A 24,841-nucleotide genomic window follows, 5' to 3' on the forward strand; every position below is an offset into this window, starting at 1 on the left:
ATTGAGTGAGGACCAGTCGTGCCCCTGCCCTTCCTGACGGCCGACCGCGTGTTCGAGACAGCCGACGACGTCGCGCTGCCCTTCGACGACCGCGAGCACTGGCGGCGTCCCTACCGGCCCGGCCCCTATCGGGTGGGGGCGGCGGCGCTGCTGTTGCTGCTCGCCTCGTATGTGCTGTTCGCGGCGGTCATCATCGCCCTCACCGGCTCCGCGTCCGAGGGCGGTGTGGTCTTCGGGATCGCGCTGGCCGTCATCGCCGTCGCGCTGCGGCTGCTGCGCATGGGGGTGTGGGTGAGCGCCCGCGGAGTGCGCCAGGTGGGGTTCTTCCTCACGCGTACGACGCGCTGGGACAAGGTCGTCGCCGTGCGGACGGTGCAGCAGCCGGTGCGCTGGCTGGGGCTGCCGCGGACGGTGCAGGGGCAGGCGCTGACCGTCGTACGCCATGACCGGGCGGCCGGGGTTGCGGTGCCGCTGCTGACCACGCACAACGCGGACTTCCTGGCGCGCCCCGAGGCGTTCGACCGGGCTGCCGACTCGGTGGAGGCGTGGGGCGCGGAGTATCAGCGGGGCTGAGACGCCCGTAGAGACGTCGAAGGGGCCGGCCCGCAGCTGCTGCGGGCCGGCCCCTTCGGTGTGCTTCGGTCAGGCCTGGACCGGCCTTCCCTCGTGCAGGGCGATCGCGCGCTGCATGGCCTTGCGGGCGCGCGGGGTGTCGCGGGCGTCGTGGTAGGCGACGGCGAGGCGGAACCAGCTGCGCCAGTCGTCGGGCGCCGCCTCCGTCTCGGCCTTGCGCTTGGCGAAGACCTCGTCGGCCGAGTCGCGGTCGATACGGCCGCTGGGGGTGCGCTGCAGTTCGTCGAGGGGCAGGCCGCCCTCGGCGTCGAGTTCGGCGGCGAGCTGGTTGGCCTTGCGGACGAACTCGGTGTTCTTCCACAGGAACCACACGCCGATGACCGGCAGGATCAGCACCGCCACGCCGAAGGTGACGGTGAGGAGCGTGCCGGTCTGGATGAGCATGACGCCGCGGCTGCCGACCAGGACGAAGTAGAAGACCAGGACGGCGGCCGTTATGGCGTAGGACAGCTTGGCGCGCATCAGCTCAGGTCCAGGAAGTGTTCCAGGCCGAAGGTGACGCCGGGAGTGGTGACCACACGGCGGGCGCCCAGCAGGATGCCCGGCATGAAGCTGCTGTGGTGGAGCGAGTCGTGACGGATGGTCAGCGTCTCGCCCTCGGCGCCCAGCAGGACCTCCTGGTGGGCCAGCAGGCCCCGCAGCCGGACGGAGTGGACGGGAACGCCGTCGACGTCCGCGCCGCGCGCGCCGTCCAGGCCCGTCTCCGTGGCGTCCGGCGCCGGGGCCGTGCCCGCCTCGGCGCGGGCCGCGGCGATGAGCTGGGCCGTGCGCGTGGCGGTGCCGGACGGGGCGTCGACCTTCTTCGGGTGGTGCAGTTCGACGACCTCCACCGACTCGAACCAAGGCGCGGCGATCTGCGCGAACTTCATGTTGAGGACGGCCCCGATGGAGAAGTTGGGCGCGATGAGGACGCCCGTCTCCGGGGAGGCGGCCAGCCAGCCGTTCAGCTGCGCGAGGCGCTCGTCGGTCCAGCCCGTGGTACCGACGACGGCGTGGATACCGTGGCCGACGCAGTACTCGAGATTGGCCATCACCGAGTCGGGCGTGGTCAGTTCGACGGCGACCTGGGCGCCCGTCCCGGCCAGCGTCTCCAGCTTGTCGCCCCGGCTCAGGGCGGCGACCAGCTCCATGTCCTCGGCGGCCTCCACGGCCCGTACCGCCTCGGAGCCGATCCGGCCCTTGGCACCGAGGACCGCCACGCGCAGCTTGCTCATCTTCTTGCTTCCTTAACCGGGGTTCTGGAGTCTCGGAGTCGGACCGGGTCAGGCCACGGCCTCGTGCAGCCGCGACGCCTGCTTGTCCTTGAGCGGGCCGATGACCGACAGCGAGGGCCGCTGTCCCAGGATGTCGCGGGCGACCGCGCGGACCTCGTCCGGGGTGACCGACGCTATCCGGGCCAGCATGTCGTCGACGGACATCTGCTCGCCCCAGCACAGCTCGCTCTTGCCGATGCGGTTCATGAGCGCGCCGGTGTCCTCCAGGCCGAGGACGGTGGAGCCGCGGAGCTGGCCGATGGCGCGGTCGATCTCGTCGTCGGTCAGGCCGTGCTCGGCGACGTGGTCGAGTTCGTCGCGGCAGATCTTCAGCACGTCGTGGACCTGCGAGGGCCGGCAGCCCGCGTACACGCCGAACAGGCCGCAGTCGGCGAAGCCCGAGGTGTACGAGTACACGCTGTAGGCGAGGCCCCGCTTCTCGCGGACCTCCTGGAAGAGCCGGGAGGACATGCCGCCGCCCAGCGCGGTGTTCAGCACGCCCAGCGACCAGCGGCGCTCGTCGGTGCGGGCCAGGCCCGGCATGCCGAGGACGACGTGCGCCTGCTCGGTCTTGCGGCCGAGCAGTTCGACGCGGCCCGCGGTGCGCAGGGCGCGCCTGCCCTCGCGCGGGGCGATGGGCGTGGCGTCGGTGTTCTTGAGGGCGCCCGCCTTCTCGAAGGCGGCGCGGACCTGTCGTACGACCGTGTTGTGGTCGATGTTGCCCGCGGCCGCCACGACCAGGTGTGTCGGGTCGTAGTGCTTCTTGTAGAAGCGGCGGATGCGGTCGGCGGTGAGGGCGTTGACGGTGTCGACCGTGCCGAGGACCGGGCGGCCGAGGGGGTTGTCGCCGAACATGGTGTGCGCGAACAGGTCGTGCACACAGTCGCCCGGGTCGTCCTCGGTCATGGCGATCTCTTCGAGGATCGCGCCCCGCTCGACGTTGACGTCGTCCTCGAGGATCAGCGAGCCCGTGAGCATGTCGCAGACGACGTCGATGGCGAGCGGCAGGTCGGTGTCGAGCACGCGTGCGTAGTAGCACGTGTACTCCTTCGCCGTGAACGCGTTCATCTCGCCGCCGACCGCGTCGATCGCCGAGGAGATGTCCAGCGCCGACCTGCGCGTGGTGCCCTTGAAGAGCAGGTGCTCCAGGTAGTGCGTGGCGCCGTTCAGGGACGGGGTCTCGTCGCGGGAGCCGACGTGGGCCCAGATGCCGAAGGTGGCGGAGCGGACCGAGGGCAGCGTCTCCGTGACGATGCGCAGGCCGCCCGGGAGGGTCGTCTTGCGGACCGTGCCGATGCCGTTCGCGCCCTTGACGAGGGTTTGGGTACGGGCGACGGCCCGCGCCTCCGAAGAGGTGCGGGCCGTCGCCGGTGAGCTACTCGACGTCACTTGTCGGTGTCGTCCTTCTTCTCATCGTTCTCTTCGCCCTCGATGACCGGGATCAGGGAGAGCTTGCCGCGGGAGTCGATCTCGGCGATCTCGACCTGGACCTTGGAGCCCACGGCGACGACGTCCTCGACGTTCTCCACGCGCTTGCCGCCGGCGAGCTTGCGGATCTGCGAGATGTGCAGCAGACCGTCCTTGCCCGGGAGCAGCGACACGAACGCACCGAAGGTGGTGGTCTTGACGACCGTACCCAGGTAGCGCTCGCCGACCTCCGGCATGGTCGGGTTGGCGATCGAGTTGATCGTGGCGCGCGCGGCCTCGGCCTGCGAGCCCTGCTGGGCACCGATGTAGATGGTGCCGTCGTCCTCGATCGTGATGTCGGCGCCGGTGTCCTCCTGGATCTGGTTGATCATCTTGCCCTTCGGGCCGATGACCTCACCGATCTTGTCCACGGGGATCTTGACCGTGATGATCCGCGGGGCGTTGGGGGACATCTCGTCCGGCGTGTCGATCGCTTCCATCATCACGTCGAGGATGTGGAGGCGGGCGTCACGGGCCTGCTTGAGGGCCGCGGCCAGGACGGAGGCCGGGATGCCGTCCAGCTTGGTGTCCAGCTGGAGGGCGGTGACGAACTCCTTGGTGCCGGCGACCTTGAAGTCCATGTCGCCGAAGGCGTCCTCCGCACCGAGGATGTCGGTGAGGGCGACGTAGTGCGTCTCGCCGTTGATCTCCTGGGAGATCAGGCCCATGGCGATACCGGCGACGGGGGCCTTGAGGGGCACACCGGCGTTCAGCAGCGACATGGTGGAGGCGCAGACCGAGCCCATCGACGTCGAGCCGTTCGAGCTCAGCGCCTCGGACACCTGACGGATCGCGTAGGGGAACTCCTCGCGCGTCGGCAGGACCGGCACGATGGCGCGCTCGGCGAGAGCGCCGTGGCCGATCTCGCGGCGCTTCGGGGAGCCGACGCGGCCGGTCTCGCCGACGGAGTACGGCGGGAAGTTGTAGTTGTGCATGTAGCGCTTGCGGGTCACCGGGGAGAGGGTGTCCAGCTGCTGCTCCATACGGAGCATGTTCAGGGTCGTGACGCCCAGGATCTGGGTCTCGCCACGCTCGAACACGGCGGAACCGTGCACGCGCGGAATGGCCTCGACCTCGGCGGCCAGCGTGCGGATGTCGGTGACACCGCGGCCGTCGATGCGCTTCTTCTCCTTGATCACGCGCTCGCGGACGAGCTGCTTGGTCAGGGAGCGGTACGCGGCGGAGATCTCCTTCTCGCGGCCCTCGAACTCCGGCAGGAGCTTCTCGGCGGCCAGACCCTTGACGCGGTCCAGCTCGGCCTCGCGGTCCTGCTTGCCCGCGATCGTCAGCGCGGAGGCGAGCTCCGGGCGGACGGCGGCGGCGAGCGCCTCCAGGACGTCGTCCTGGTAGTCGAGGAAGACCGGGAACTCGCCGGTCGGCTTGGCGGCCTTCGCGGCGAGGTCGGCCTGGGCCTTGCAGAGCACCTTGATGAAGGGCTTCGCGGCGTCCAGACCGGAGGCGACGACCTCCTCGGTCGGCGCCTCGGCGCCGCCCGCGACCAGTTGGATGGTCTTCTCGGTGGCCTCGGCCTCGACCATCATGATCGCGACGTCGCCGTCCTCCAGGACGCGACCGGCGACGACCATGTCGAAGACGGCGTCCTCGAGCTCGGTGTGCGTCGGGAACGCGACCCACTGGCCGTTGATCAGCGCGACGCGGACGCCGCCGATCGGGCCGGAGAAGGGCAGACCGGCCAGCTGGGTGGACGCGGAGGCGGCGTTGATCGCCACGACGTCGTACAGGTGGTCGGGGTTGAGCGCCATGATCGTCGCGACGACCTGGATCTCGTTGCGCAGGCCCTTCTTGAAGGACGGGCGCAGCGGACGGTCGATGAGGCGACAGGTGAGGATGGCGTCCTCGGAGGGACGGCCCTCACGGCGGAAGAAGCTGCCGGGGATCTTGCCGGCGGCGTACATCCGCTCCTCGACGTCCACCGTGAGGGGGAAGAAGTCGAGGTTTTCCTTGGGGTTCTTGGAGGCGGTGGTGGCCGACAGCACCATGGTGTCGTCGTCCAGATACGCCACGGCGGAGCCGGCGGCCTGCTTGGCCAGGCGGCCCGTCTCGAAGCGGATGGTGCGGGTGCCGAAGGAGCCGTTGTCGATGACGGCCTCGGCGTAGTGGGTCTCGTTCTCCACTAGCGTTTCTCCATTACTTTTCGTCTTTTGTCCCGGCCCGCCCGTGTGGCGGGGGGACATGGGCGGAGAAGCGCTCCGTCTGTTGCGGGCCGGTCTTCGATCGAAGCACCCGGGTTCGCATTGCCCGGGAGCCACTACCGAGGACCGGCGGCGGCGAGGTGCACTTCTCCTCGTGGTACTGCGTTGTGCTACCACACTACAAAGTAGGTGTGACACTCCGCACGTTTCCGCACGTACGGCAAAGGGAGCGACCCCCGACTCGTTTCGGGAACCGCTCCCCACATGACGTCTTACTTGGCGCCCGCCGCACCGCGGCGGATGCCGAGGCGGTCGACCAGCGCGCGGAAGCGCTGGATGTCCTTCTTCGCCAGGTACTGGAGAAGGCGGCGGCGCTGACCGACCAGGATCAGCAGACCACGGCGGGAGTGGTGGTCGTGCTTGTGGGTCTTGAGGTGCTCGGTCAGGTCCGAGATCCGGCGCGAGAGCATGGCGACCTGGACCTCGGGGGAGCCGGTGTCGCCTTCCTTCTGACCGAACTCGGCGATGAGCTGCTTCTTCACTGCGGCATCGAGCGGCACTCGAAACTCCTCGTAGTCTGAAAATGGCCACCGAGTGCCCCCGGTCTATGTCTCGGGGGAGCTTCCGTTACTCGGGAGGCGGGGATCCGCTGGGCGCGGCCTCCAGAGCGAAGGGCTCCGGGGGTGCGTACACGAACGGCCGTCACTCAGGGTACCAGGCAAAGGTGGGGGCCTTCGCCCCGGTTCCGGAAGCACCCTGATGGGGCGCGGGGGGCCACTAGGGTGAGCGCTCGGATCGTGGTCGTACGACGTCGGAAGGGGTCGCCGGGACATGGCGGAGACGGCAGAGGAGATCAAGGCGCGCAAGGAGCGGGAGCGGGACGAGCTCTACGCCCTCGACATCTCGGGCGTCGAGTGGCACAGCGCGCCGGGCACCGAGGAGCACGAGGAGCGGGTCGAGATCGCGTACCTGCCCGAGGGTGCCGTGGCCATGCGGTCCTCGCTGGAACCGGAGACCGTGCTGCGGTACACGGAGGCGGAGTGGCGGGCGTTCGTGCTGGGTGCGCGGGACGGGGAGTTCGACATCGAGCCGGCGCCGCAAGAGGCGGAGTGACGGTGAGGGGCGGCACGCGTGCGTGCCGCCCCTCTTCGCTCTCTCAGTGCTTCAGTCCGGCGCCCCCGACGGCGAGGGCCATCAGGACCGGGTCGGTCGGGTACTTGTCGTCGGCGACCAGTTCCCGCTTCCCGAAGAAGACCCGGCCCTGTTCGTAGAGGATGTCCGACTGCTCCGGGTCGCTGAGCTCGCCGTCCTCGTCGTCCGGGAGGGTGAAGAGGAGGAGCGGGGTCTCCTTGTCCGTCCTCGGGTTCCAGCGCACCACGGCGGCCGGGGCGACGGTGCCCGCACCGCTCCGGTAGATCAGGAGGTCGTCGCCGCTCATCCGCAGCGGATGGACCTTCTGCAGCTCGCGCCCGTCGAACTTCCCGGCCGTCTTGCCCGTCACCAGGTCGAACGCCACGATCCAGCCCGTCGGCTGGTTGGCGGCGATGTTCTCCTTGCTGGTGACGAAGGCCTGGTCGCGTCCGACGACCAGGCCGTCGCAGGTCTCGTACTCGCCGAAGAACGACAGTCCGAAGTACCGCTCGCCGCACTTCGCCTCGTAGCCGTTCAGCGCGATGGTCGTACGGCGCTTGCCCGCGCTGTCGAGCGAGATCAGGTCGGTCACCTCGCTGTCCCCCGCCGCGACGGCGAGCACCGGCGGATCGGACGACGGCAGGTAGACGGTCTGGACCCCACTGGCGACCCGGTACGTCCACCGCACCTTGCCCGTGCGCGGGTCCAGCTTCTGCACCTGGAAGGTGACGTCGGGCAGTGATCCGCAGCTGAGCAGGGACAGCAGGGCGCGGCCGCCGGCGAAGGCCTTGTCCTGGCACTTGGAGCCGAGGGCGCTGTTCCACAGCTGCTTGCCGGACTTCATGTCGTACGCCACGGAGCCCTGCCCCCAGGCCACGGCGACGACGCCCTTCGTGAGCGTGAGGTTGGTGTTGGTGACGTAGGCGGAGTTCGCCGCGGGCATCTTCTTCTGCCACAGCTTCTTGCCGGTGTCGAGGTCGAAGAACACCACCTGGTCGCAGACGCCCTCCTTCTCCGAGCCCTTGGGCTGCGGAGGCTGGATGACGACGGCGGTACGGCCGTCCGCGGTGACATGTCTGCTGGTGGCGCAGATCTGGCCGTCCAGCTTGAGGCTCCAGGCCTTCTCGTCGGCGTCGAGGGCGATGTTGTAGCCCTCGAGACGGCCGGCGACGCCCTTGACCATGACCTTGTCGGTGGCCCAGGTGCCGGGCGCGTAGCGGGGGGCGGCGTCGTTGGTCTTGGCGAGGTTCTCCTCGTCGTGCTCGATCATCAGCCGGCCCTCGGGCGAGGCGGGGACCGTCTCGGTCGTCTCCCTGATGTCGTCCGGGCTCTGTGCGACGGCCTGCTCGGCGCCGGCGGGTGCGCCGTCGTCCCCGGACGCGAGGAGCCAGCCGCCTCCGCCCAGCGCGACCGCCGCGAGGACCGCCACGGCGCCCAGCAGCGTCGTACGGCGGCGGCGCCTGCGGGCGGTGTCGGCCGAGAGTGCGGATTGGGTGTAGATCGAGGGAGGCGGGCCGAAGCTCATGCTTGGTCAATCCTTCGCTTCGTCAGCACGTCAGCTCGTCATCGATCGGACCGTCGAGTACACGTCGAAGACGGCCAGCGCCAGTGGCACCAGCGTCAACAGCACGAAGCCCTCGGCAAGCTCCAGGAAGCGCCCCCAGAACGGTGTGAGGCCGCTCCGGGGGACGATCAGGCCGACCGCGGTGACGAGCAGGGCCGCGGCCGCGATCGCCGCGACGAGCCAGATCGTGCGGATGTCGAGGGCGGTGCGGTCGCCCTCGAGCGCGTCACGGACCAACGAGTGCGGCGGGTTGAGGGCCAGGCCGAGACCAAGCAGCACCAGGACTGCGAGACCGGCGGCCAGGACCGGGGCGACCTGGGCGGTGTAGCGGAAGAGGTGCGCGCGCATCAGCAGGGCGATACCGGTCGCGAAGGCGAGCAGCTGTGCCCAGGCGCCGTCGGAGAAGCCGAGGACCGCCGAGGCCGCGACCGCGACGATCACACAGCCGCCGACGAGACCGACCAGCAGTTCGTGGCCGCGGCGGGCCTGGGCCGCGACACGCTCGGCGTCGACGGGCTCCTGGGGGGCGGGATCGGCACCGTAGGCGCGGCGCGGGGCCGTGCTCGGCTGGTCGAAGCCGATCGGCAAGCGGGCGAAGCGCATCGACAGGCCCGGCAGAAAGGCCAGGGTTCCCACGGCCAGTGGGGTGCACAACGCCGCGATCTCGGAGGGCGTCCAATGCGCGAGGATCGCTGTGAACAGCACGATCAGACCGATGGCGGATGCGAAGACGAACGCGACGAACGGGCCGTCCCCGCTCGGGGCGCACAGGGTGAGAACGACCGAAGCCAGCAGTACCGCCGCGCAGGCGAGAAGGAACTGCAGTTTGCCGATGCCCTGGCCGTCGGCGAGGGGCAGGAGTCCGGAGCCCGCGACGCCCACGTTGGGAAGCGCGCCGAGTCCCAGTGCGACGGCCGAGGCCCTGTCGTCGTAGATCCGGGCCCGCGCGCAGGCGAACACGACCAGGAGCACCCCGACCACCCCGGCGAGGATGCCGGGCAGGCTGTTCATGTCATGGCGCGGGTCGGCTGTCCAGGCCACGAAGGCGAGCAGGGCGGGCAGGACTCCGCCGCCGACGAGGCCCGCGGCGCGTGTGAGGTCGCCGCCCCACAGGGTGTGCTCGCGCGTCACGGCGGAGGCGACCGCCTCGGACACGTCGTCGAAGACGGCCGGCGGCAGCGACTCGGAGAAGGGGCGCAGGCTGAGGAGTTCGCCGTCGAGAATGCGCTGGGCCGCGAACGAGCGGGAACTGTCGAGGACGGTGCCGTCCCGTCGGACGAGGTGGTAGCCGACGGGGGCTCCCTCGGCGGGGCTCTGCCGGGAGAGCCTGAGGATCTCCGGGTAGATGTCGGCGACCGGGATGTCGTCGGGCAGGGCCACGTCGATCCGGCTGTCGGGGGCGACGATGGTCACTCGGCAGAAACCGAGCCCTGCACCTGTCCCGGAGGGGACTCCCGTGCCGGGTCCTCCCCCGGTGGCCGCCGTGGAGGCCGTCATGCTCACCTGCTGCTCCCCCTCAGTGATGGTTGTGCGCGATAGCTGTGCCTGATGGTTGTGCGTGTTGACTGTGCGTGTTGGCCGTGCGCGATGGTTCTGCGTCAACAGTGTGAAGATCCTGGGCGTTTCCCGGCCCCGTATGCACGGCAGGACGGAGAGGCAGGTTCCGTCGCGCCGTCTCCCGAGCTCCGTACCGCTCCGCTCCGAATCGCGCGAATTGCGACGATTTCGCCCGTCCCAACTCACGTGTGCTCACGCGAACATCCGGCACCCTACCTCCCCCTCGTCACTTGTGGTGTCAGTAGGATCACGCGGCGGCCCGCGTCCGCCCGACACGGGGCGGCGGACGAACACTGGGGCCCGGCAAGGGAATTGGTGAGCAGTGAGCCACATCGTCGTGAAGCGCCCCCCACGGGCGCTGCCGTCCGAGGTGCCCACGGACGAGATCGTCCTGCAACCTCCGCCCGAGTTGCCGCGGGGGCACCAGGAAAGCGTGCTGATGCAACTGCTGCCGACGCTCGGCATGGGCGGCTCGGTGGTGTTCTTCTTCACGAACGGGCAGCCGTTCATGAAGATCATGGGAATGGTCATGATCGCCTCGACCGTGGCCATGTCCATCGCGATGGTGGTTCGTTTCCGCCGTGGTTCCCAGGGACAGTTGGCGGACCTGCGCCGCGACTACCTGAGCTATCTGGCGCAGACCCGGCACACCGCCCTCGCCGCCGCGAGGGCGCAGCGCGACGCGCAGTACTACCTCCATCCCTCCCCCGAGCAGCTGTGGGCCCTGGTCGCCGAAGGCAGCCGGGTGTGGGAACGCCGCCCGGGCGACGAGGACTTCGCCCACGTGCGCATCGGCCTCGGCGCGCAGGCACTCGCCACCCCGCTCGTCGCTCCCGAGACCGGCCCGGTCGAGCAACTGGAACCGCTGACAGCAGGCGCGATGCAGCGCTTCCTCTCTGTCCACGGCACCCTGGACGACCTGCCGTTGGCGGTCTCGCTGCGCGCCTTCTACTACGTCACGATCAGCGGTGACCCGCAGTCCGTACGGTCCTCCGCCCGGGCCATGGCCGGCTCGCTGGCCGCGCTGCACTCACCCGAGGACCTGATCCTCGTGGTCGCGGCGGGCCGGGATGCCCTGCCCGACTGGGAGTGGGCCAAGTGGCTGCCGCACGTCCAGGCGCCCGGTGCGGTGGACGGCGCGGGCAGCCGTCGGCTGATCGACAGTGACACGCGCGAGCTGGAGAACCTGCTCTCCTCCCGGCTGACCGGTCGCCCGCGCTTCCATCCGAACGCAGCGCCCCTGCCGGAGGAGCCGCACATCGTCGTCGTACTGGACGGCGTCTCCCTGCCGCCGGACTCGGTCCTGGCCAACCCCGAAGGGCTTCAGGGCGTCACCGTCATCGAGGTCGTTCCGGGCGAACTGTCCGGTGGCGGCGGCGAGTTGTCCATCGTCGTACACCCCGAGGCGCTGCAGCTGGAATCCGGGCACGGGATCGTCTACGACGGGACCCCGGACGTCTTCTCGTACGAGTCCGCCGAGGCCCTCGCCCGGCAACTGGCCCCTCTGCGGGTGGCATCCGGCGGGGACGACGACGAACCGCTGCTCGCCAACCTGGAGTTCACCGACCTGCTGAACCTGGGGGACGCGGCGTCCGTCGACACCAGGCGCACCTGGCGGCCGCGTTCGCTGGCCGAACGGCTGCGGGTGCCGATCGGTGTCGGCGAGGACGGACGCCCGGTGATGCTGGACCTCAAGGAGGCCGCACAGGAGGGCATGGGACCGCACGGCCTGTGCGTGGGCGCGACCGGTTCCGGCAAGTCGGAGCTGCTGCGCACCCTGGTGCTGGGCCTGGCGGTCACCCATTCTTCCGAGACCCTGAACTTCGTCCTCGCGGACTTCAAGGGCGGCGCGACCTTCGCGGGCATGGCCCAGATGCCCCATGTGGCCGCCGTCATCACGAACTTGGCGGACGATCTCACGCTCGTCGACCGCATGGGCGACTCCATCCGCGGCGAACTCAACCGCCGCCAGGAGATGCTGCGCGACGCCGGCAACTACGCCAACATCCACGACTACGAGAAGGCACGCGCGGCGGGCGCGCCCCTGCGGCCGATTCCCTCCCTGGTGCTGGTGATCGACGAGTTCAGCGAACTGCTGACGGCGAAGCCGGACTTCATCGAGATGTTCGTACAGATCGGCCGTATCGGCCGCTCGCTCGGCGTACACCTGCTGCTGGCGTCGCAGCGCCTGGAGGAGGGCCGACTGCGAGGCCTGGAGACGTACCTGTCGTACCGCATCGGCCTCAGGACCTTCTCGGCGGCCGAGTCACGCGCGGCGCTGGGCGTGCCCGACGCCTATGAACTTCCGAATGTCCCGGGATCCGGGTTCCTGAAGTTCGGCACGAACGAGATGGTGCGGTTCAAGGCGGCGTACGTCTCCGGGGTGCACCGCTCGGGTTCGCAGCGGGCGGCGCTCGGGGGCGGGCAGCTGCCGGTGGATCGTCGGCCGGTGCTGTTCACGGCGGCCGAGGTGCCCGTGCAGTACGCGCAGGTGCCGCAGCAGCGCCAGTCGGATGGCGCGTCGGGCAGTCCGGAGGTCGATGACGCCCTCGCGGACACCGTGCTGGATGTGATCGTGCGCCGCCTGGAGGCGCAGGGCCCGGCGGCGCACCAGGTGTGGCTGCCCCCGCTGGACAGTCCGCCCTCGTTGGACGGGCTCCTGCCAGGGCTCACCGCGGTACAGGGCCGCGGGCTCACTCAGCCCGAGTACGAGGGCGCGGGCCGCCTGATCGTGCCGGTAGGTCTGGTGGACAAGCCCTACGAGCAGCGCCGGGACCCTCTCTGGGTCGACTTCTCCGGCGCGGCCGGCCATATGCAGATCCTCGGCGGCCCGCAGTCCGGCAAGTCGACGCTCCTGCGCACCCTGATCTCGTCGTTCGCGCTCACGCACACGCCGTACGAAGTCCAGTTCTACGGCCTCGACTTCGGCGGTGGCGGCATGGCTGCGGTGGCCGGCCTGCCGCACGTGGGGCAAGTGGCCTCGCGCCTGGACCCCGAGCGGGTGCGACGCACGGTGGCCGAGGTGTACGGCGTGCTGACGCGCCGCGAGGAGTACTTCCGCTCGGCGGGCATCGCGTCCATCGCCGACTTCCGGGCCCGGCGGGCGAGGGGCGACATCCCGGTCACCGACCAGCCGTGGGGCGACGTCTTCCTGGTCATCGACGGATGGGGCAACTTCCGCGCGGACTACGAGGCGATGGACCAGATCATCCACGAGATCGCGGCGCGGGGGCTCGGCTACGGCATCCACCTGATCCTGACGGCGTCGAGGTCGATGGAGGTCAGGGCGGCCCTCAAGGACCACCTGATGAACCGTCTGGAGCTTCGGCTCGGCGACACGATGGATTCGGAGCTGGACCGGAAGGTCGCGGCGAACGTCCCGGCGGGTGTGCCGGGTCGGGGCCAGTCACCGCAGAAGCAGCACTTCATGGCAGCTGTGCCGCGTATCGACGGCTTGATGTCGGATACGGATCTGGCGGAGGCCACCGCGGCGCTGGCGACGGAGGTCTCGCGGCACTGGCAGGCGCCAGGTGCGCCCGAAGTACGGCTGCTGCCACGGGAGTTCGCCGCTGATCAGCTGCCGCCCGGGGGCCGGTTCCCGCGGCGGGGTGTGGCATTCGCGCTCGACGAGGACAACCTTGAGCCGGTCTTCGTCGACTTCGATCAGGATCCGTTCTTTCTGGTGTTCGGTGAGAGCGAGTCGGGCAAGTCGAATCTGCTGCGGCTGCTGATCAAGCAGGTGACGGAGCGGTATTCGGGCGACGAGTGCAAGTTGTTCGTGGTCGACAACCGGCGGTCGCTGCTGGATGTGACGCCGAGTTCGCATCTGGCCGAGTACATCCCCATGTCCAACGCCATGGACCATCACATGTCCGCCCTCGCGGAGCTGATGAAACGCCGGACGCCTACGGCCGACGTGACGGCTCAGCAACTGCGGGACCGGAGTTGGTGGCGGGGGCCGACGGTGTTCGTTGTCATCGACGACTACGACCTTGTGGCCATGTCGAGCGGTAATCCGCTGGCCGGGCTGACGGAGATGTTGCCGTTCGCTCGGGATGTGGGGGTGCGGTTCATCATCGCGCGGTCTACGGCTGGGGCGGGGCGGGCATCCTACGAGGCGTTCATGCAGCGGATCAAGGAACTGGGGGCGCAGGGGGTTGTGCTTGCCGGTGACCCGAGTGAGGGGGATCTGCTGGGTGGGGTTCGGCCTCGGCCTATGCCTGCGGGGCGGGGGGTCTTTGTGTCGCGGCGGCGGGGGAAGCCGTTGGTGCAGGTGGGGTTGGTGGCGGAGAGGGGGTACTGAGGTGGCGTACTCGGCGGTGGGGTTGGAGCGGGCCGGAGCGGGAGCGCGGCTCTGTGCCGCCGCAGTGGAGCCGTATGGCAGTGAATTGTGGAAAGTAGGGTGAGATTCGTGAACTCAGGTGAACTGAGCTCACCGTTCTGGCCTGTTGGTGACTTGGCGGAACTGTCCCGTCCGGTGTTGGGCGGGCTTCACGGGGACACGGGGAAGGGGTCCACGCATGGCGTGGGATGAGTGGGAGCAGCTGAAGTCCGAGGCGGCCGGTCAGCGTTCCACGCGGATGCAGCTCAATCAGTATCCGGCCGACCAGGGCGGGGACGGCACTCAGGGAGACCTCGTAGCGGGTCATCAAGATCTTGAGGCGGTGGGCAAGGCTGCCCATGACTTGTTCGAGGACTTCACAACCTTCAGCGGGCACGCACGCGTGGCCTCGGAGGCTGCCGCGGGTGGGCTCAAGGGGGAAGGGTTCGCTCTGGGAGGCGCGCTGGAGCACGTGACGGAGCACTGGAGCAAGCAGACCAAAACCCTGCTGGACGCCTGCGCCCACATCTCCAACCACCTGCGGTTCACCAAGAACCAGCACGCCGCAGACGACTCGTACATCTCCGGCTCTGTCAGCAGCATCGCCCTGCTGGACGAAGGCTTCGACGACCGGAAGGGCCACTGACTCCGATGGACCTCGACGCACTGCGCTACGGCGATTTCTCCAAGCTCGGTGAAGCGGTCACCGACTGGGAACAGATGACGAAGAAGCTCGCGGACCTGCAGAAGGACGCCGAGGAGAAACTCAAGGCCAAGGCAGACAAGGCCAAGTGGGCGGGCGTCAACGCCACCGTCACGCGCGAATTCATCACCAAGACCGCCGCAGAGTTCGCTGACGCGCATACCCAGGCTGACTCCATCACCAAGATCCTCAAGGACACCCGCGGTGAACTCATCAGCTACCGAACCCAGCTGAACGAGGCGATCACACGGGCCACGGCCACTCAGCAGCACCTGACAGTCGTCGACACTGGGGGCGGCACATTCACCGTCGCCGGAAACACCCGGCCCGACTGGGCGTCCGACCCCAGTGGGAAGACGGGGGCGACCGATCAGAAGGCCGTGGATGACCTCAGCAAGGAAATCGAGGGCATCCTGACCAAGGCCACGGAAAGCGACACCACTGCGGCCAACGTACTCAAGCTTCTCGTGGACCAGGTGAAGTACGGCTTCGCCGATGCGTCGTACGCCGATCGGGACTCTGCGGCCAAGGCCGTTGCGGCGGCTGAGAAACTGGCGAAGATGGCCAAGAACCCGGCCGACATGTCTCTCGACGACATTGCCGCCTTCAACCGAACCATGGAGCTGTACAACGACGACCCCCTGTTCGCGGAGCAGTTCGCAACGCGGTTGGGTCCCAAGGGGACGCTTCAGTTCTGGACCGAGATGGCCTCCGCGCACGCCGGCGCCAGAGGCTCAGAAGTCGACACGATGAAGGACCTGCAGAAGAACTTGAGCCTGACCCTGGCCACGGCATCCTTCTCGGACTCGGACGCCATGCAGGACTGGAAAAAGGACCTCGTCGCCGAGCGCAACACGAACTTCCGCGCCGCGAACTCCACGAACCCGGTCGGTGCCCTCGGCGCTCAGGTCATCAGCAGCCTCATGCGGGAAGGTCAGTACGACACCGAGTTCCTCGACGATTATCGGGAGAAGATTTTCAAGGCAGACAAGGGGGCGGGAGACTCAAGTACCGACGACCTGTGGGTCAAGGGCTACGACGGCCTCGACCTCGTCTTCGGTGACGGCACCGGTAGGGATCCTCTGGAGGGACTGTTCGAGGGCCTCTCTCACAACCCCGAGGCGGCAACGCACGCTTTCGAGTCCAAGTCGGATCTGAACCACATGCTGGGCACCACCCTGCATACGGAACGGGGAGAGTCCCTTGGGCGAGCCCTGGAAGCCGCCGTCACTGGAGTGGCCAACGGGGACTCTACTTCCGTGGCTCCGCCGCACAGTGCTGCCCAGGTTGAGATCATGGCCAACGTCATGGAGGCAGTAGCGCAGCCTGGCGAGGGCGGGATCATGGGCATTGCGGGGACAGAGGGAGGCTCGGGGCTCGTGAGCACGGGTTTGGGTGACAGCTTCGGGAACATGGCAGCTGCTTATATGCCGGAAATCAGTCAAACACTGGCCGGCGAAGGCTCGGAATCCATCTTCCTGACGAATAGTGATGATCCTGAAGGCTTGGGCAAGGTCCGCGATGTGGTGAGATTTCTTTCTGCTGTATCCGAGGACCCTTCAGGAAGGGCAGGTATCGTCCTTGGTGAAGGAATATACACAAGCGGCCTCATCGAATCGCACCTTGCAGACCCTTCCTTGTTCGATGGCCCCGACGAGCAGGTTCTCGAGCGTATCGGCAAGAACGCGGGGATCATTGAAGGTATCGTCGGTCATTCAGTAGCTGACGACGAAGTCCGAACCGCCGTCGAAAGTGAGCAGTCTTACAACGACGCCTTGAAAGCAAAGGGAGACTTCGCCAAAACCTGGATCGCGGTTGGCGTGACCTTCGTCGAGGTTCCTCAAGCCTATGGAGGAGCAGCAATGGGGGCCGTGGTTGGAGGAGGCGTAGGAGCCATCGCCGGAGGAGCCGTTGACCATTTGCTAGAAGGCCAGAAAATGAACGGCGCGCGAGACGGAGCTCTGTATAGCAGCGCGGGCGATCTGTACGATTCTCGCAATTCGGTCAGCAAACACACCCAGTGGGCAGCTCAAGAGAGCATCGATCGGTATCAGGTCAACCTTCCCAAGGAAGGCACCGACGCTCTGATTGGAAATGCCGTGACCGAAGGCTGGGACGCTAGCAGTGAATTTCTGAGCAATACGAAGGAGCGTCCCCATGCCTAATATCAGAGAACAGATTGTCACTCAGAGGAGCACGAAGGGTATCCTTCTCAGCCTGACAGCTCTGTGCCTTGCGGGCGTCGCCATCTGGGTTGGGTACGTGCAATTCTTCACCAATGGGCTTGAGAGTCTGCCCACCAAAATATGCGACGGAAGTGTCGACCGCGGCCTGGCCACCCAAGTGTTGCCGCCAGCACGATCAGCAGAAGAAGGGGTCAAACGTCAGAACTCAGGGGACGACCTAACATTTTACTGCCACGTCGACACCAGCAATGATTCTTCCCTCTGGAGTGAAGCGAAAGTACAACCCCTCTCCAAAGCGGATTGGCTCGAAAGCTATGGGGTAGGTGGTGGCAACAATCGAATCATTCACACCTCCGTCGATGGCATAGAAGCGGTGGCGAAGCTCGATACCGAGCACGCAGCGGTGTATGTTTCCTGCTCGCCTCCCGGCGTCCCTTCCTATAACGCCTCTGAGGACTATGCGGTCACCACGCGGGTGGAGGCGAATGGAGACCTCAACGTGACGGGCACAGCACTGCGGCAGGTACTGACCGACTTCGCCTATCAAGTCACCAAGCACACCTACGAACTGGCCGAGTGCAAGGAACCCCGGGACTTTCCCGACCAACTGCCCCGATATTGAGGCGGAGTGATGACGGACGAGGAAGTCATGCAGCAACTCAATGGTCGTGGCCGAGTTGAGCTGTTAGTCGGTCGCATCAACTCGGTGGAGCAGCACAGGATAGAGAAAATCATCCACGAAGTTGGTTACCAACTGCTGTCCATTGGCAATGCTGGCCGCATGGGCATCCTGCTCCGCTGCGAACGCAATGACGCACCCCATGCCAGACGCCGGGCCGAGCAAACCATTGCACGACTACGCGCGGGCGGCCCGCTGCTACCAGCTATTGGGGAGGCTCCACCCCCGCTACCTCCTCCGCCGCCTCCAGTCGGACCACCGCCCCCACCCCGTCAGAGCTTCCAGGCGCCTGAGGGGCCGCCTCCGCCACCCACCACCGCATCCCCGCCCCGACCCCGGATTCCACCACGCCCCGCGATCCCGCCTCCGCCACCTCCTCCCCTCGCGCAAGCCTCTTCCTCAGACGACTGAACCGTTTGAACCGTTTGAGTACTGCGGGACTGCTGGGACAGCGCTACCGGGCAGGCAGCCCGCGAGCCATTCCATTGGCCGGCGAAAAGCGCAGAGTCGATGATCCCGCGTGGTGCGGTAAGCCCCTCTCGCTCGACGGCACCCTGTGGTGAGCCAGCCACGCAAGGGCGTGTGGCTCGACAACTGATCAGCATGACTGCGCGTGAACTTCCGCTGTTTCAAAACTGGTTGAGACCTGAGCAGTTCATGCACGCGACCAGCCCAGAACCTAGGAAGGAAAGTAAGGCATGATCAAAACAATCACATGGCTCCCCGCATGCGTCGGGCTCGGCGTGATCCTTTGGCTGCTGACCAGCGCACCCGACATCAGCTCGGCCTATTCGGGACGGGCCTACTGTCACGCCGTACTCGGCAACGATTGGAGCCCCAACTACGGATCGATGGAGGAAGGGGCGGAGACCATGTGCACCTCCTATCAGACACGACGCACTGGCTGGGCGGTGCTGGTGGCCGTGCCGACGGTGGTACTGGCAGCCGCGGGCATGCGCAAGGGGAGCGCTTGAGCTGGTCATTTGAGGCCTTGGAACTCAAAGGGCCAGCTCAGAGGAGGTGGTCCGCCTTGCCCGCCTTGATGTCGAGGATCATCGTGCGGAGCGCTTCGCGGGTGTCGGTGAGGTGGGCCTCCTCGGCGCCGGCTATGGCGATGTAGGCGTTGCCTTCATGGTCGGTGCCGAGGCGGAAGCAGGCCGAGCCCTCGGCGCAGAATGGGTCTTCCCACGTGATGTCTTGCACGAGTGTCTCCTCATAGCTGGGTGGCAATGCCCTGGATGAAGGTGTATGAGTCGGCAGGCGGCAGGGCGTGCTGCTCCATCCAGGCGAGCTGGGCTCGGTACTTGGACAACTGTGCGTCCTCGTTCAGGAATTCCGGCCCATGGGCGCTGTCGATCTGCACGGTGTCGAGCCGCGGCACGGGACCCTCCATGTACACGACGGTCTGGCCAGCCCCAGGGAAAGACCCCGCGTCGAACGGAATGACGCGCAGCGACACGTTGGGCCGTTCAGTCATGGCGAGGATGTGTTCCAGTTGCGCTCGTGCAACCTTGCGTCCGCCGAACTGCATGCGCAGAGCCGACTCGTGGAGTATCCCGACGTACTCGGTGGGGTTGTCGCGCTCCAGCACGCGCTGGCGCTCCAGGCGGTGAGCGAGTCGCAGGGCGATCTCGTGCTCGGGCAGTGGCGGTAGCGCGGCCTTGAAGATGGCCTGGGCGCAGTCGCCGGTCTGAAGGAGTCCGGGCATGTGGATCAGGTGCACGGTACGCAGACGTACCGCGTGGTGCTCTAGCTCGGCAATGTCGAGGAGCCCGGCCGGGAGGCTTCCTCGGTATCTCTCCCACCAGCCCCGCTCCGCGGGTTGGGCCATCTCGGCCAGGGCGTCGACGTAGGCCTCGTCATCACAGTCACAGTTGCAGGCCAGCGTGCGAAGCCTCTCGGCGCTGATGGCACGCGTACCCGACTCGATGTTGGAGATCTTGCCTCGATCCACACCGAGCAGCCCGGCGGCGCGTTCACCCGTCATACCGGCGGCTGTGCGCAGCTTTCGCACCTCCGCGCCCAGCCGCTTCTGGCGTTCCGTCGGAGACGTCCTCGCTGCCATGCCGCTCCTCCCCTCCAAGCCAGCCGCGCCCTGCGGGGCTTGAGTTATCCGGACTAGGGGGCAACATAACCCCATTAGGCTCTACAGTGGGTAATGCACAAGCTACACACAGCAGTTGGCGGCCCATCGCGCGAGCCTGCCCGGATCCTCCTTCCCTGAGAGGGGTGGGCCGCGCATCAGGGAGGCGAGCCACCGACTGCTACCGCAGGACCGTCCACACATCCGTACACCGGCATAGGAGCCGACGTGTCCGTCTCTCTCTGCCCGCTGGCCCCCACCTACCCAGCCGACCCCACCACCCCCACCCCCGAAACCCTCGCCTACAGCTTCACCCTCCCTGCCGCCTTGGCCAGCCCAGCACTGGCGAGAGCAGCGACACGCGAGGTTCTCAAGGCCCACGACCTGTACGACATGCTGGACCCGGCGCTCCAAGCGGTGGGCGAACTCACGGCAATCGCCGCACAGTTCACGGAGGCCTCAGACTTCTACCTGTCCCTCCGCTACCGAGCCGGGACCCTCCGGGTGATCGTCTACGACAGTCACCCTCGCCATACCCAACCCCACCTCGCCGCAGCCTGCGACACCCGCCGCCGCGCGGCCCTTCGCGTCCTCGCCTGCGTCTGCCGTGCCTGCGACGGTGCCTGGGGGTTCGGCGAGTCCCGCGAACCGGGCGGCGGGACGCGTATGTGGACGAGACTGCCGAGGGCGAATGCGGCGGCGTACGGCGCGGGAGCCCCGTAGGGGTACAGCACAGGGTGGGCACCTCCCGTGCGTGCCCACCCTGGTTCTTTGAAGTGCGGGTTCCTACTGGAAGTAACTCGCGCCCTTCAGATCGCCGCCCCGGTAGTCACCGCCGGCGGTGTGGACCTTCTGGGAGATCTGGACCAGTGCCTGGTGGATGGCCGAGGCGTGGGTGTCCCAATCCTTGGCCTTCTTGGCGAACTCGGCGTGGGCCTCGCCGGCCCAGCCGCCGGACACGTCGAGGACGGCCTTTTTCAGGGCCTCGAGGTCTTCCTCGAGCTTCTTGGCCTGGTTACCGAGTTCGGTGGCGAGCGCGTCCATGACGCCGTACGAGACGGCAAGATCGCCGTAGTGGACTCCGGACATGCTTCCCTCATTTCATTGACGATTTCGACCGGACCACCCAGCCCGGAAGCAATGCGGTTCTACGCCGCCGATGGCTTCAGTAGCTGTTGAGCGCCGAGGTCTTGCCGCCGAGGTCCTCCAACGAGATCTTGGTGATGTCGGCGTGGATCTGGTCCTCGAGGATGTTCTTGTCCCGGGTGTTCAGCTTCACGCCCTCGAGGAAGCCGTCGAGCATCCGGCCGATCGCGGCCATGTGGGTGTTGATTTCCGTCTGCTTCGCGTTGAAGGCGTTGGCGCCGCCGCCGGTCCACGCCTTCTCGATCATGTCGATCGTTCCCTGCAGCTGCGCCAGCGTGTTCCTCACCGAGTCGTATCGATCGATGATCGCCGTCTGAAGGACTTGGGCGTGATCGTCACTGAACTTGCGGTCTACGGCCATTTCAACACTCCTTTTCGTGAGATCTGTGGTTCGTTTCGCGCTTCACCGACTGGAGACACGGTGTGCGTCGCGCCTTCGTACAGATGTGGTCGCCCGCTTCTGAACGGTTGTGGGTGACTGGTCAGTCGGTCGAGCGGGAGCTTTTATGCGCCTCGTCGGGAGCGGAACACCGCGAAGGTGCTGCCTCCGATCAGCAGGGCGGTTGCGGCGGCTCCGAGGGCGACCCACATCGTGGTGTCGTCTGATGTGTCGGAGCTTGCCCCTGCCGCCGAGGTCTGGCCGCCAGAAGTGCTTTTCCCCGGCTGCGACGAGGCTGATGCGGACGTGGAGGGCGAGTCACTCGGGTCGTCCGTGACGCCCGCCGCGTTCTCCTTGGCCAGCGGGTCGGTGTTGGCCGGACCGGGGTTGAAGTCGCTGTTCTCCAGCACCTTGCGGGGGCGGATCAGGCCGTAGCCGAGGTATGTGCTCGGGTCGTCCTTCGCCCAGTCGCGGCCGGCGGTGTCGATCAGGCTGGCGAGGACCTGGTTGGCCGTCCAATCGGGGTGGGCGGACCAGATTAGGGCAGCGGAGGCGGAGGCGATGGCTGTGGCTTGGCTGGTGCCCTGGCCATTGCAATAGGAACGGAAAGTGTTGTCGCACCAAGTGGGAGCATCCAGACCGGGGGAGGCCAAGTCGACGTAGTTCCCGTAGTTCGAGAACTTTCCGACCGTTCCAGATTTGTCTGCTGCGGCTACGCCCACCACGTACGGGTAGGAGGCCGGGTACCCGATGACGTTCTTTCCTTCGGCCTCGTTACCCGTGGCGGCAATCATCAACTTCCCTTTGGATTGGGCATACTTGACCGCCGCTCTCACATCGGGAAAATCGATGGCGCCGCCGAATGACATGCTAATGATCTTCGCATCGCTGTCAGCAATGGCCCTGATCACATTCCCCAGGGTCGGAGCATTCTTCTTTTCTGCCTTGCTCAAGCCCGTCAAAGCAATACGGTAAGGAACGATCTTCGCGCCCGGAGCAAGGCCCTTCAATCCGTCGTCGGCGCCCGTGCCTGCGATGAGTTCAGCCATGCTCGTCCCGTGGCCCTTGTAGTCCTCGGTCGCCTTGTAGCCAACAGCTTCAGGAACCTCATCTACGAGTACCTGGCCCTTGAGAGACGGGGTGTTGGGGTTGACTCCCGTATCGACAACGGCCACTTTGACGCCTTTACCGGTGCTCACCTTCCACATCTCGTCGGCCTTCATCGCCGACAGGTACCACTGCTGGGACTGGACATCCGCGGCTGCCGCACCCGGAGCCAGACCTGCCGACAGGACGGCCAAGGCGCCAAGCGCTGAGCAGACGGCGGAAACCCGTCTTCCGTTCCGTCCCGCGAAAGGCGCGCTCCACACGCCGCGTCGGCTGATTCCTGACACCATGCCTCTGCCTGTCCTCACTGTTATCCCGTCAGTCGTTGGCCGACGGCCCGTCACGCCGCTCGTCACGGCGCGAACGTCTCTCACCGGAACCCTGATTGTCCGCAGGGCCACGAGGCACGCCAGCAGCGCCAGGCGTACGCCCGCCGTCCCTGGGCCCGGGATTGCGCCCCTTCGGCGTTCCGATGACGCCGTCGGGACTGCCGACGGGACGGCGAGACGTCTGGCCTGTGCCTGCCGCCGCGTTCGAGACTCCGATCACCCCACGCTGGCCGGGCTTCTCCCCCGTGACACGTGACGTGGGTACGCCTTCGCCTCCGATGACCGCGCCGCGCGGAACCCTGGAACCGTTAGCGCCAGGGGTGGCCCCGGTGACAGGCTTGCCGCCGACAACTCCATTGGTGGTGCGCCCCACGCCCGTGCGACCGGGATTCGCTGAGCCCATGCCATTGACAGGACCCCGGGGGACACCACCGGTCTGCTTGGCCGCCGGTCCCCCGGTCCTCGGTACGCCTCCGACCACGCCTCGTCCCATGGGGCCTGCCGTACGGCCGCCCGCCTGCCCGGGCGCGACAGCTCGTCCCGTCGACCCCATAGGGCTGGTTCCCGTACGCCCTGCTGGGGTGCGTCCCGTCGCACCACCGGCTCGACCCTGCGCCGAAGCAGGCGCCCTGGTTCCGGGGACACCGCCGAACCCGGAGGTACGCCCGGCCGGCCCACGCACGGCAGGAGGTCCCGCAACGGGGGCAAAGGGAGGGGTCGATCCCACTGGGGTTGTATTGGGGCCTGCCGTCGACGGTGGTGTGACGTGCGTCGGCTTCACAGTCTCCTGCGGCGGCAACGTACCGACGCTGTCGATCTCTGTGCCGACGTGCGGTTCCGGTGACGTGGCAGATGCACCCGCACTCTTGTGGGACAGCGACTGATCACCGGAATGCGCCCCTCCCACCCCGGTGTCCAGCGTGCTCTTGTGCGTGCTACCTGAATTACTCAGGGACGAGATAGATTCCTGTCCAGGCGTCGGCGTCCTCGGATCGCCAAACTCCGGCGGCGGCTGAGGCACCCCCACATCCGGCATCGGAGGAAACACAGGCTCCTCAGCCGCCTGCATACTCCCCGCAGAAACCGAATAGAACGACGCCAACCGATACATCTGGTTGATCGCCTCCTGCCGGTCCCCCTCCGCCTTCACAGCCGCCGAGTACTCGGCATTACCGTCGACCCGCTTGGCCTCGGGAATGTCCGCAACGCTCTTCGGATCCGACCGACCGTCCCGAGGCGGCATAGCCTTACGCACAGACGCAAGCCCGGAACTCGCGGCCATCACCTGCGTCCCCACCGTGTCGGCATAGCCGGCAAGATCGAGCGCCGTGGTGACCAGGTCCATGCCCCACTTGTAGAACGCGCCGTGCGCCTCGCCCTCCCAGTCGACGTCGCCCAGGCTGCGGGTCAGCTCGTTGGCGGCGTCGTTGATGGCGTCCCGGGCGTCAATGAGCGAAGTACCCGCGCTCTCGATCAGCTCCGGACTCGCGGACTCCACGATGTCGATCATCTGGTTGAGGTCGTGGCCCTCGAAGCTGGTCTTGCCGAAGTGCATGCCCCGGTTGCCGCCGAAGGGGTTGATCCTGGTCGCCCCCATGACCGCGTCGAGCGTGCCGTTCTGCTGGGCGGCATCCTGGTGCTCCGGCTGGTAGTGACCAGGCCCCTTCCCGTCCCCGCTCATCAGTACCCCGCGTCCGTGTGGTCGGCGTTGTTGTCGCGCTTGACCTGTTCGTGCAGCATCTCGTCGCGCCCCTGGTTGACCTCGGTCCGGATCTCGTGGAACCGGTAACGAAGTTCCTCTTCGAGGTTGTCGAAGCTGACGTCCACGCCGTGCACGGCGATCTGCATGGCCTCCAGCTGGAGCCCGAGCGACTTGGAGAGCGACGTGATGCGCTCGTGGACGCGTTCGTACTCCAGGTGGAGCGTCTTCGCTTCCGGGAAGTTCCCCAGGCCGAACGCGCTCGCCGGCAAGCCGTGCGCCGCGACCTTCGACGCGCCGCCCGCCGAGCCCTCGAAGGCCGCGAGCAGGTCGTCGACGCGCTTCTTGAACGTCGAGAGCGCCATCAGGCCACGCCGTACGTCGGCGGCGCCTCCGTCCATGTCTGCAGGAAGCACGAAGCCACCCTCCCCGTTGGCTGTTGCCGTCGTGG

General features: G+C 67.3%; 22 protein-coding genes. 9 read left to right on the forward strand and 13 right to left on the reverse strand.

Features of this window, described 5'->3' with window-relative positions; translation table 11 throughout:
- Positions 1 to 18: 18 nt before the first annotated feature.
- A complete protein-coding gene (locus tag QF037_RS14070; protein WP_307025157.1) occupies positions 19 to 573 on the forward strand; it encodes a hypothetical protein in 555 nt (184 codons plus the stop codon).
- A 69-nt stretch (positions 574 to 642) separates the two neighbouring features.
- Here the strand turns inward: QF037_RS14070 and QF037_RS14075 are convergent, their stop codons facing one another.
- The 5 genes from QF037_RS14075 to rpsO form a co-directional block, all read right to left on the reverse strand.
- On the reverse strand, positions 643 to 1,095 hold the full coding sequence (locus QF037_RS14075) for a hypothetical protein (protein ID WP_307025159.1): 453 nt from the start codon (positions 1,093 to 1,095) through the stop codon (positions 643 to 645).
- A complete protein-coding gene (gene dapB / locus QF037_RS14080; RefSeq protein ID WP_307025161.1) occupies positions 1,095 to 1,847 on the reverse strand; it encodes a 4-hydroxy-tetrahydrodipicolinate reductase in 753 nt (250 codons plus the stop codon). Before dapB ends, QF037_RS14075 begins: the two co-directional genes overlap by 1 nt.
- Before the next feature lie 48 nt (positions 1,848 to 1,895).
- A complete protein-coding gene (locus tag QF037_RS14085) occupies positions 1,896 to 3,275 on the reverse strand; it encodes a M16 family metallopeptidase (RefSeq protein ID WP_307025163.1) in 1,380 nt (459 codons plus the stop codon).
- Positions 3,272 to 5,488 carry a polyribonucleotide nucleotidyltransferase gene (locus QF037_RS14090; RefSeq protein WP_307025165.1) on the reverse strand — a complete coding sequence of 739 codons (2,217 nt, stop codon included), beginning with the start codon at positions 5,486 to 5,488 and terminating at the stop codon, positions 3,272 to 3,274. Before QF037_RS14090 ends, QF037_RS14085 begins: the two co-directional genes overlap by 4 nt.
- A 290-nt stretch (positions 5,489 to 5,778) precedes the next feature.
- The gene (rpsO, locus tag QF037_RS14095; RefSeq protein ID WP_046263478.1) at positions 5,779 to 6,066 is read right to left on the reverse strand and encodes a 30S ribosomal protein S15; all 288 of its coding nucleotides are present in this window, start codon (positions 6,064 to 6,066) and stop codon (positions 5,779 to 5,781) included.
- A 271-nt stretch (positions 6,067 to 6,337) separates the two neighbouring features.
- Here rpsO and QF037_RS14100 point away from each other — a divergent pair, with 271 nt between their 5' ends.
- On the forward strand, positions 6,338 to 6,619 hold the full coding sequence (locus tag QF037_RS14100; protein ID WP_307025167.1) for a DUF397 domain-containing protein: 282 nt from the start codon (positions 6,338 to 6,340) through the stop codon (positions 6,617 to 6,619).
- Positions 6,620 to 6,662: 43 nt separating this feature from the next.
- Here the strand turns inward: QF037_RS14100 and QF037_RS14105 are convergent, their stop codons facing one another.
- The gene (locus tag QF037_RS14105) at positions 6,663 to 8,162 is read right to left on the reverse strand and encodes an outer membrane protein assembly factor BamB family protein (RefSeq protein ID WP_307025170.1); all 1,500 of its coding nucleotides are present in this window, start codon (positions 8,160 to 8,162) and stop codon (positions 6,663 to 6,665) included.
- A gap of 30 nt (positions 8,163 to 8,192) precedes the next feature.
- Positions 8,193 to 9,704, reverse strand: a complete 1,512-nt coding sequence (eccD, locus tag QF037_RS14110) for a type VII secretion integral membrane protein EccD (protein ID WP_307025171.1) — start codon at positions 9,702 to 9,704, stop codon at positions 8,193 to 8,195.
- 376 nt (positions 9,705 to 10,080) lie between these two features.
- Here eccD and eccCa point away from each other — a divergent pair, with 376 nt between their 5' ends.
- From eccCa to QF037_RS14135, 5 genes are all read left to right on the forward strand, one after another.
- Positions 10,081 to 14,061: a type VII secretion protein EccCa gene (gene eccCa / locus QF037_RS14115; RefSeq protein WP_307025173.1), complete on the forward strand. Its 3,981-nt coding sequence runs from the start codon at positions 10,081 to 10,083 to the stop codon at positions 14,059 to 14,061.
- 217 nt (positions 14,062 to 14,278) lie between these two features.
- Entirely contained in the window at positions 14,279 to 14,725 is a 447-nt protein-coding gene (locus tag QF037_RS14120; protein WP_307025175.1) for a hypothetical protein, read from the forward strand.
- Positions 14,726 to 14,730: 5 nt separating this feature from the next.
- Complete coding sequence (locus tag QF037_RS14125; RefSeq protein WP_307025177.1) at positions 14,731 to 16,947, forward strand: hypothetical protein; 2,217 nt, start codon at positions 14,731 to 14,733, stop codon at positions 16,945 to 16,947.
- On the forward strand, positions 16,940 to 17,590 hold the full coding sequence (locus tag QF037_RS14130) for a hypothetical protein (RefSeq protein ID WP_307025179.1): 651 nt from the start codon (positions 16,940 to 16,942) through the stop codon (positions 17,588 to 17,590). Before QF037_RS14125 ends, QF037_RS14130 begins: the two co-directional genes overlap by 8 nt.
- Before the next feature lie 755 nt (positions 17,591 to 18,345).
- Complete coding sequence (locus QF037_RS14135) at positions 18,346 to 18,621, forward strand: hypothetical protein (protein WP_307025181.1); 276 nt, start codon at positions 18,346 to 18,348, stop codon at positions 18,619 to 18,621.
- Between the two features lie 37 nt (positions 18,622 to 18,658).
- On the opposite strand, the gene QF037_RS14140 is transcribed toward QF037_RS14135, so the two are convergent.
- Both QF037_RS14140 and QF037_RS14145 read right to left on the reverse strand, forming a co-directional pair.
- Complete coding sequence (locus QF037_RS14140; protein ID WP_307025183.1) at positions 18,659 to 18,850, reverse strand: hypothetical protein; 192 nt, start codon at positions 18,848 to 18,850, stop codon at positions 18,659 to 18,661.
- Positions 18,851 to 18,860: 10 nt separating this feature from the next.
- Entirely contained in the window at positions 18,861 to 19,712 is an 852-nt protein-coding gene (locus QF037_RS14145) for a helix-turn-helix domain-containing protein (protein WP_307025185.1), read from the reverse strand.
- A 246-nt stretch (positions 19,713 to 19,958) separates the two neighbouring features.
- On the opposite strand from QF037_RS14145, the gene QF037_RS14150 reads away from it, so the two are divergent.
- Entirely contained in the window at positions 19,959 to 20,453 is a 495-nt protein-coding gene (locus QF037_RS14150; protein WP_307025187.1) for an ATP-binding protein, read from the forward strand.
- A 63-nt stretch (positions 20,454 to 20,516) separates the two neighbouring features.
- Here the strand turns inward: QF037_RS14150 and QF037_RS14155 are convergent, their stop codons facing one another.
- The 3 genes from QF037_RS14155 to QF037_RS14165 form a co-directional block, all read right to left on the reverse strand.
- Positions 20,517 to 20,819 (reverse strand): WXG100 family type VII secretion target, encoded by a 303-nt coding sequence (locus QF037_RS14155; RefSeq protein WP_307025189.1) that lies wholly within the window; start codon positions 20,817 to 20,819, stop codon positions 20,517 to 20,519.
- A gap of 76 nt (positions 20,820 to 20,895) precedes the next feature.
- A complete protein-coding gene (locus QF037_RS14160; protein ID WP_307025191.1) occupies positions 20,896 to 21,237 on the reverse strand; it encodes a WXG100 family type VII secretion target in 342 nt (113 codons plus the stop codon).
- Between the two features lie 143 nt (positions 21,238 to 21,380).
- The gene (locus tag QF037_RS14165) at positions 21,381 to 22,478 is read right to left on the reverse strand and encodes a S8 family serine peptidase (protein WP_307025193.1); all 1,098 of its coding nucleotides are present in this window, start codon (positions 22,476 to 22,478) and stop codon (positions 21,381 to 21,383) included.
- A gap of 1,661 nt (positions 22,479 to 24,139) precedes the next feature.
- On the opposite strand from QF037_RS14165, the gene QF037_RS14170 reads away from it, so the two are divergent.
- Positions 24,140 to 24,343: a hypothetical protein gene (locus QF037_RS14170; protein WP_307025195.1), complete on the forward strand. Its 204-nt coding sequence runs from the start codon at positions 24,140 to 24,142 to the stop codon at positions 24,341 to 24,343.
- A 28-nt stretch (positions 24,344 to 24,371) separates the two neighbouring features.
- On the opposite strand, the gene QF037_RS14175 is transcribed toward QF037_RS14170, so the two are convergent.
- The gene (locus QF037_RS14175; protein ID WP_307025197.1) at positions 24,372 to 24,806 is read right to left on the reverse strand and encodes a hypothetical protein; all 435 of its coding nucleotides are present in this window, start codon (positions 24,804 to 24,806) and stop codon (positions 24,372 to 24,374) included.
- Between the last annotated feature and the right edge of the window lie 35 nt (positions 24,807 to 24,841).

It is taken from the genome of Streptomyces canus, from assembly GCF_030815415.1.
Taxonomy (GTDB): Bacteria; Actinomycetota; Actinomycetes; order Streptomycetales; family Streptomycetaceae; genus Streptomyces; species Streptomyces canus_F.

What these genes read in the sequence shown, in the direction of transcription:
- QF037_RS14160 (WP_307025191.1), bottom strand. Translation starts at nt 21,237, where the DNA reads ATGGCCGTAGACCGCAAGTTCAGTGACGATCACGCCCAAGTCCTTCAG.
- QF037_RS14120 (WP_307025175.1), top strand. Translation starts at nt 14,279, where the DNA reads ATGGCGTGGGATGAGTGGGAGCAGCTGAAGTCCGAGGCGGCCGGTCAG.
- QF037_RS14105 (WP_307025170.1), bottom strand. Translation starts at nt 8,162, where the DNA reads ATGAGCTTCGGCCCGCCTCCCTCGATCTACACCCAATCCGCACTCTCG.
- QF037_RS14165 (WP_307025193.1), bottom strand. Translation starts at nt 22,478, where the DNA reads ATGAAGGCCGACGAGATGTGGAAGGTGAGCACCGGTAAAGGCGTCAAA.
- QF037_RS14135 (WP_307025181.1), top strand. Translation starts at nt 18,346, where the DNA reads ATGATCAAAACAATCACATGGCTCCCCGCATGCGTCGGGCTCGGCGTG.
- QF037_RS14145 (WP_307025185.1), bottom strand. Translation starts at nt 19,712, where the DNA reads ATGGCAGCGAGGACGTCTCCGACGGAACGCCAGAAGCGGCTGGGCGCG.
- QF037_RS14130 (WP_307025179.1), top strand. Translation starts at nt 16,940, where the DNA reads ATGCCTAATATCAGAGAACAGATTGTCACTCAGAGGAGCACGAAGGGT.
- QF037_RS14100 (WP_307025167.1), top strand. Translation starts at nt 6,338, where the DNA reads ATGGCGGAGACGGCAGAGGAGATCAAGGCGCGCAAGGAGCGGGAGCGG.
- QF037_RS14075 (WP_307025159.1), bottom strand. Translation starts at nt 1,095, where the DNA reads ATGCGCGCCAAGCTGTCCTACGCCATAACGGCCGCCGTCCTGGTCTTC.
- QF037_RS14155 (WP_307025189.1), bottom strand. Translation starts at nt 20,819, where the DNA reads ATGTCCGGAGTCCACTACGGCGATCTTGCCGTCTCGTACGGCGTCATG.
- QF037_RS14125 (WP_307025177.1), top strand. Translation starts at nt 14,731, where the DNA reads ATGGACCTCGACGCACTGCGCTACGGCGATTTCTCCAAGCTCGGTGAA.
- dapB (WP_307025161.1), bottom strand. Translation starts at nt 1,847, where the DNA reads ATGAGCAAGCTGCGCGTGGCGGTCCTCGGTGCCAAGGGCCGGATCGGC.
- QF037_RS14170 (WP_307025195.1), top strand. Translation starts at nt 24,140, where the DNA reads ATGAGCGAAGTACCCGCGCTCTCGATCAGCTCCGGACTCGCGGACTCC.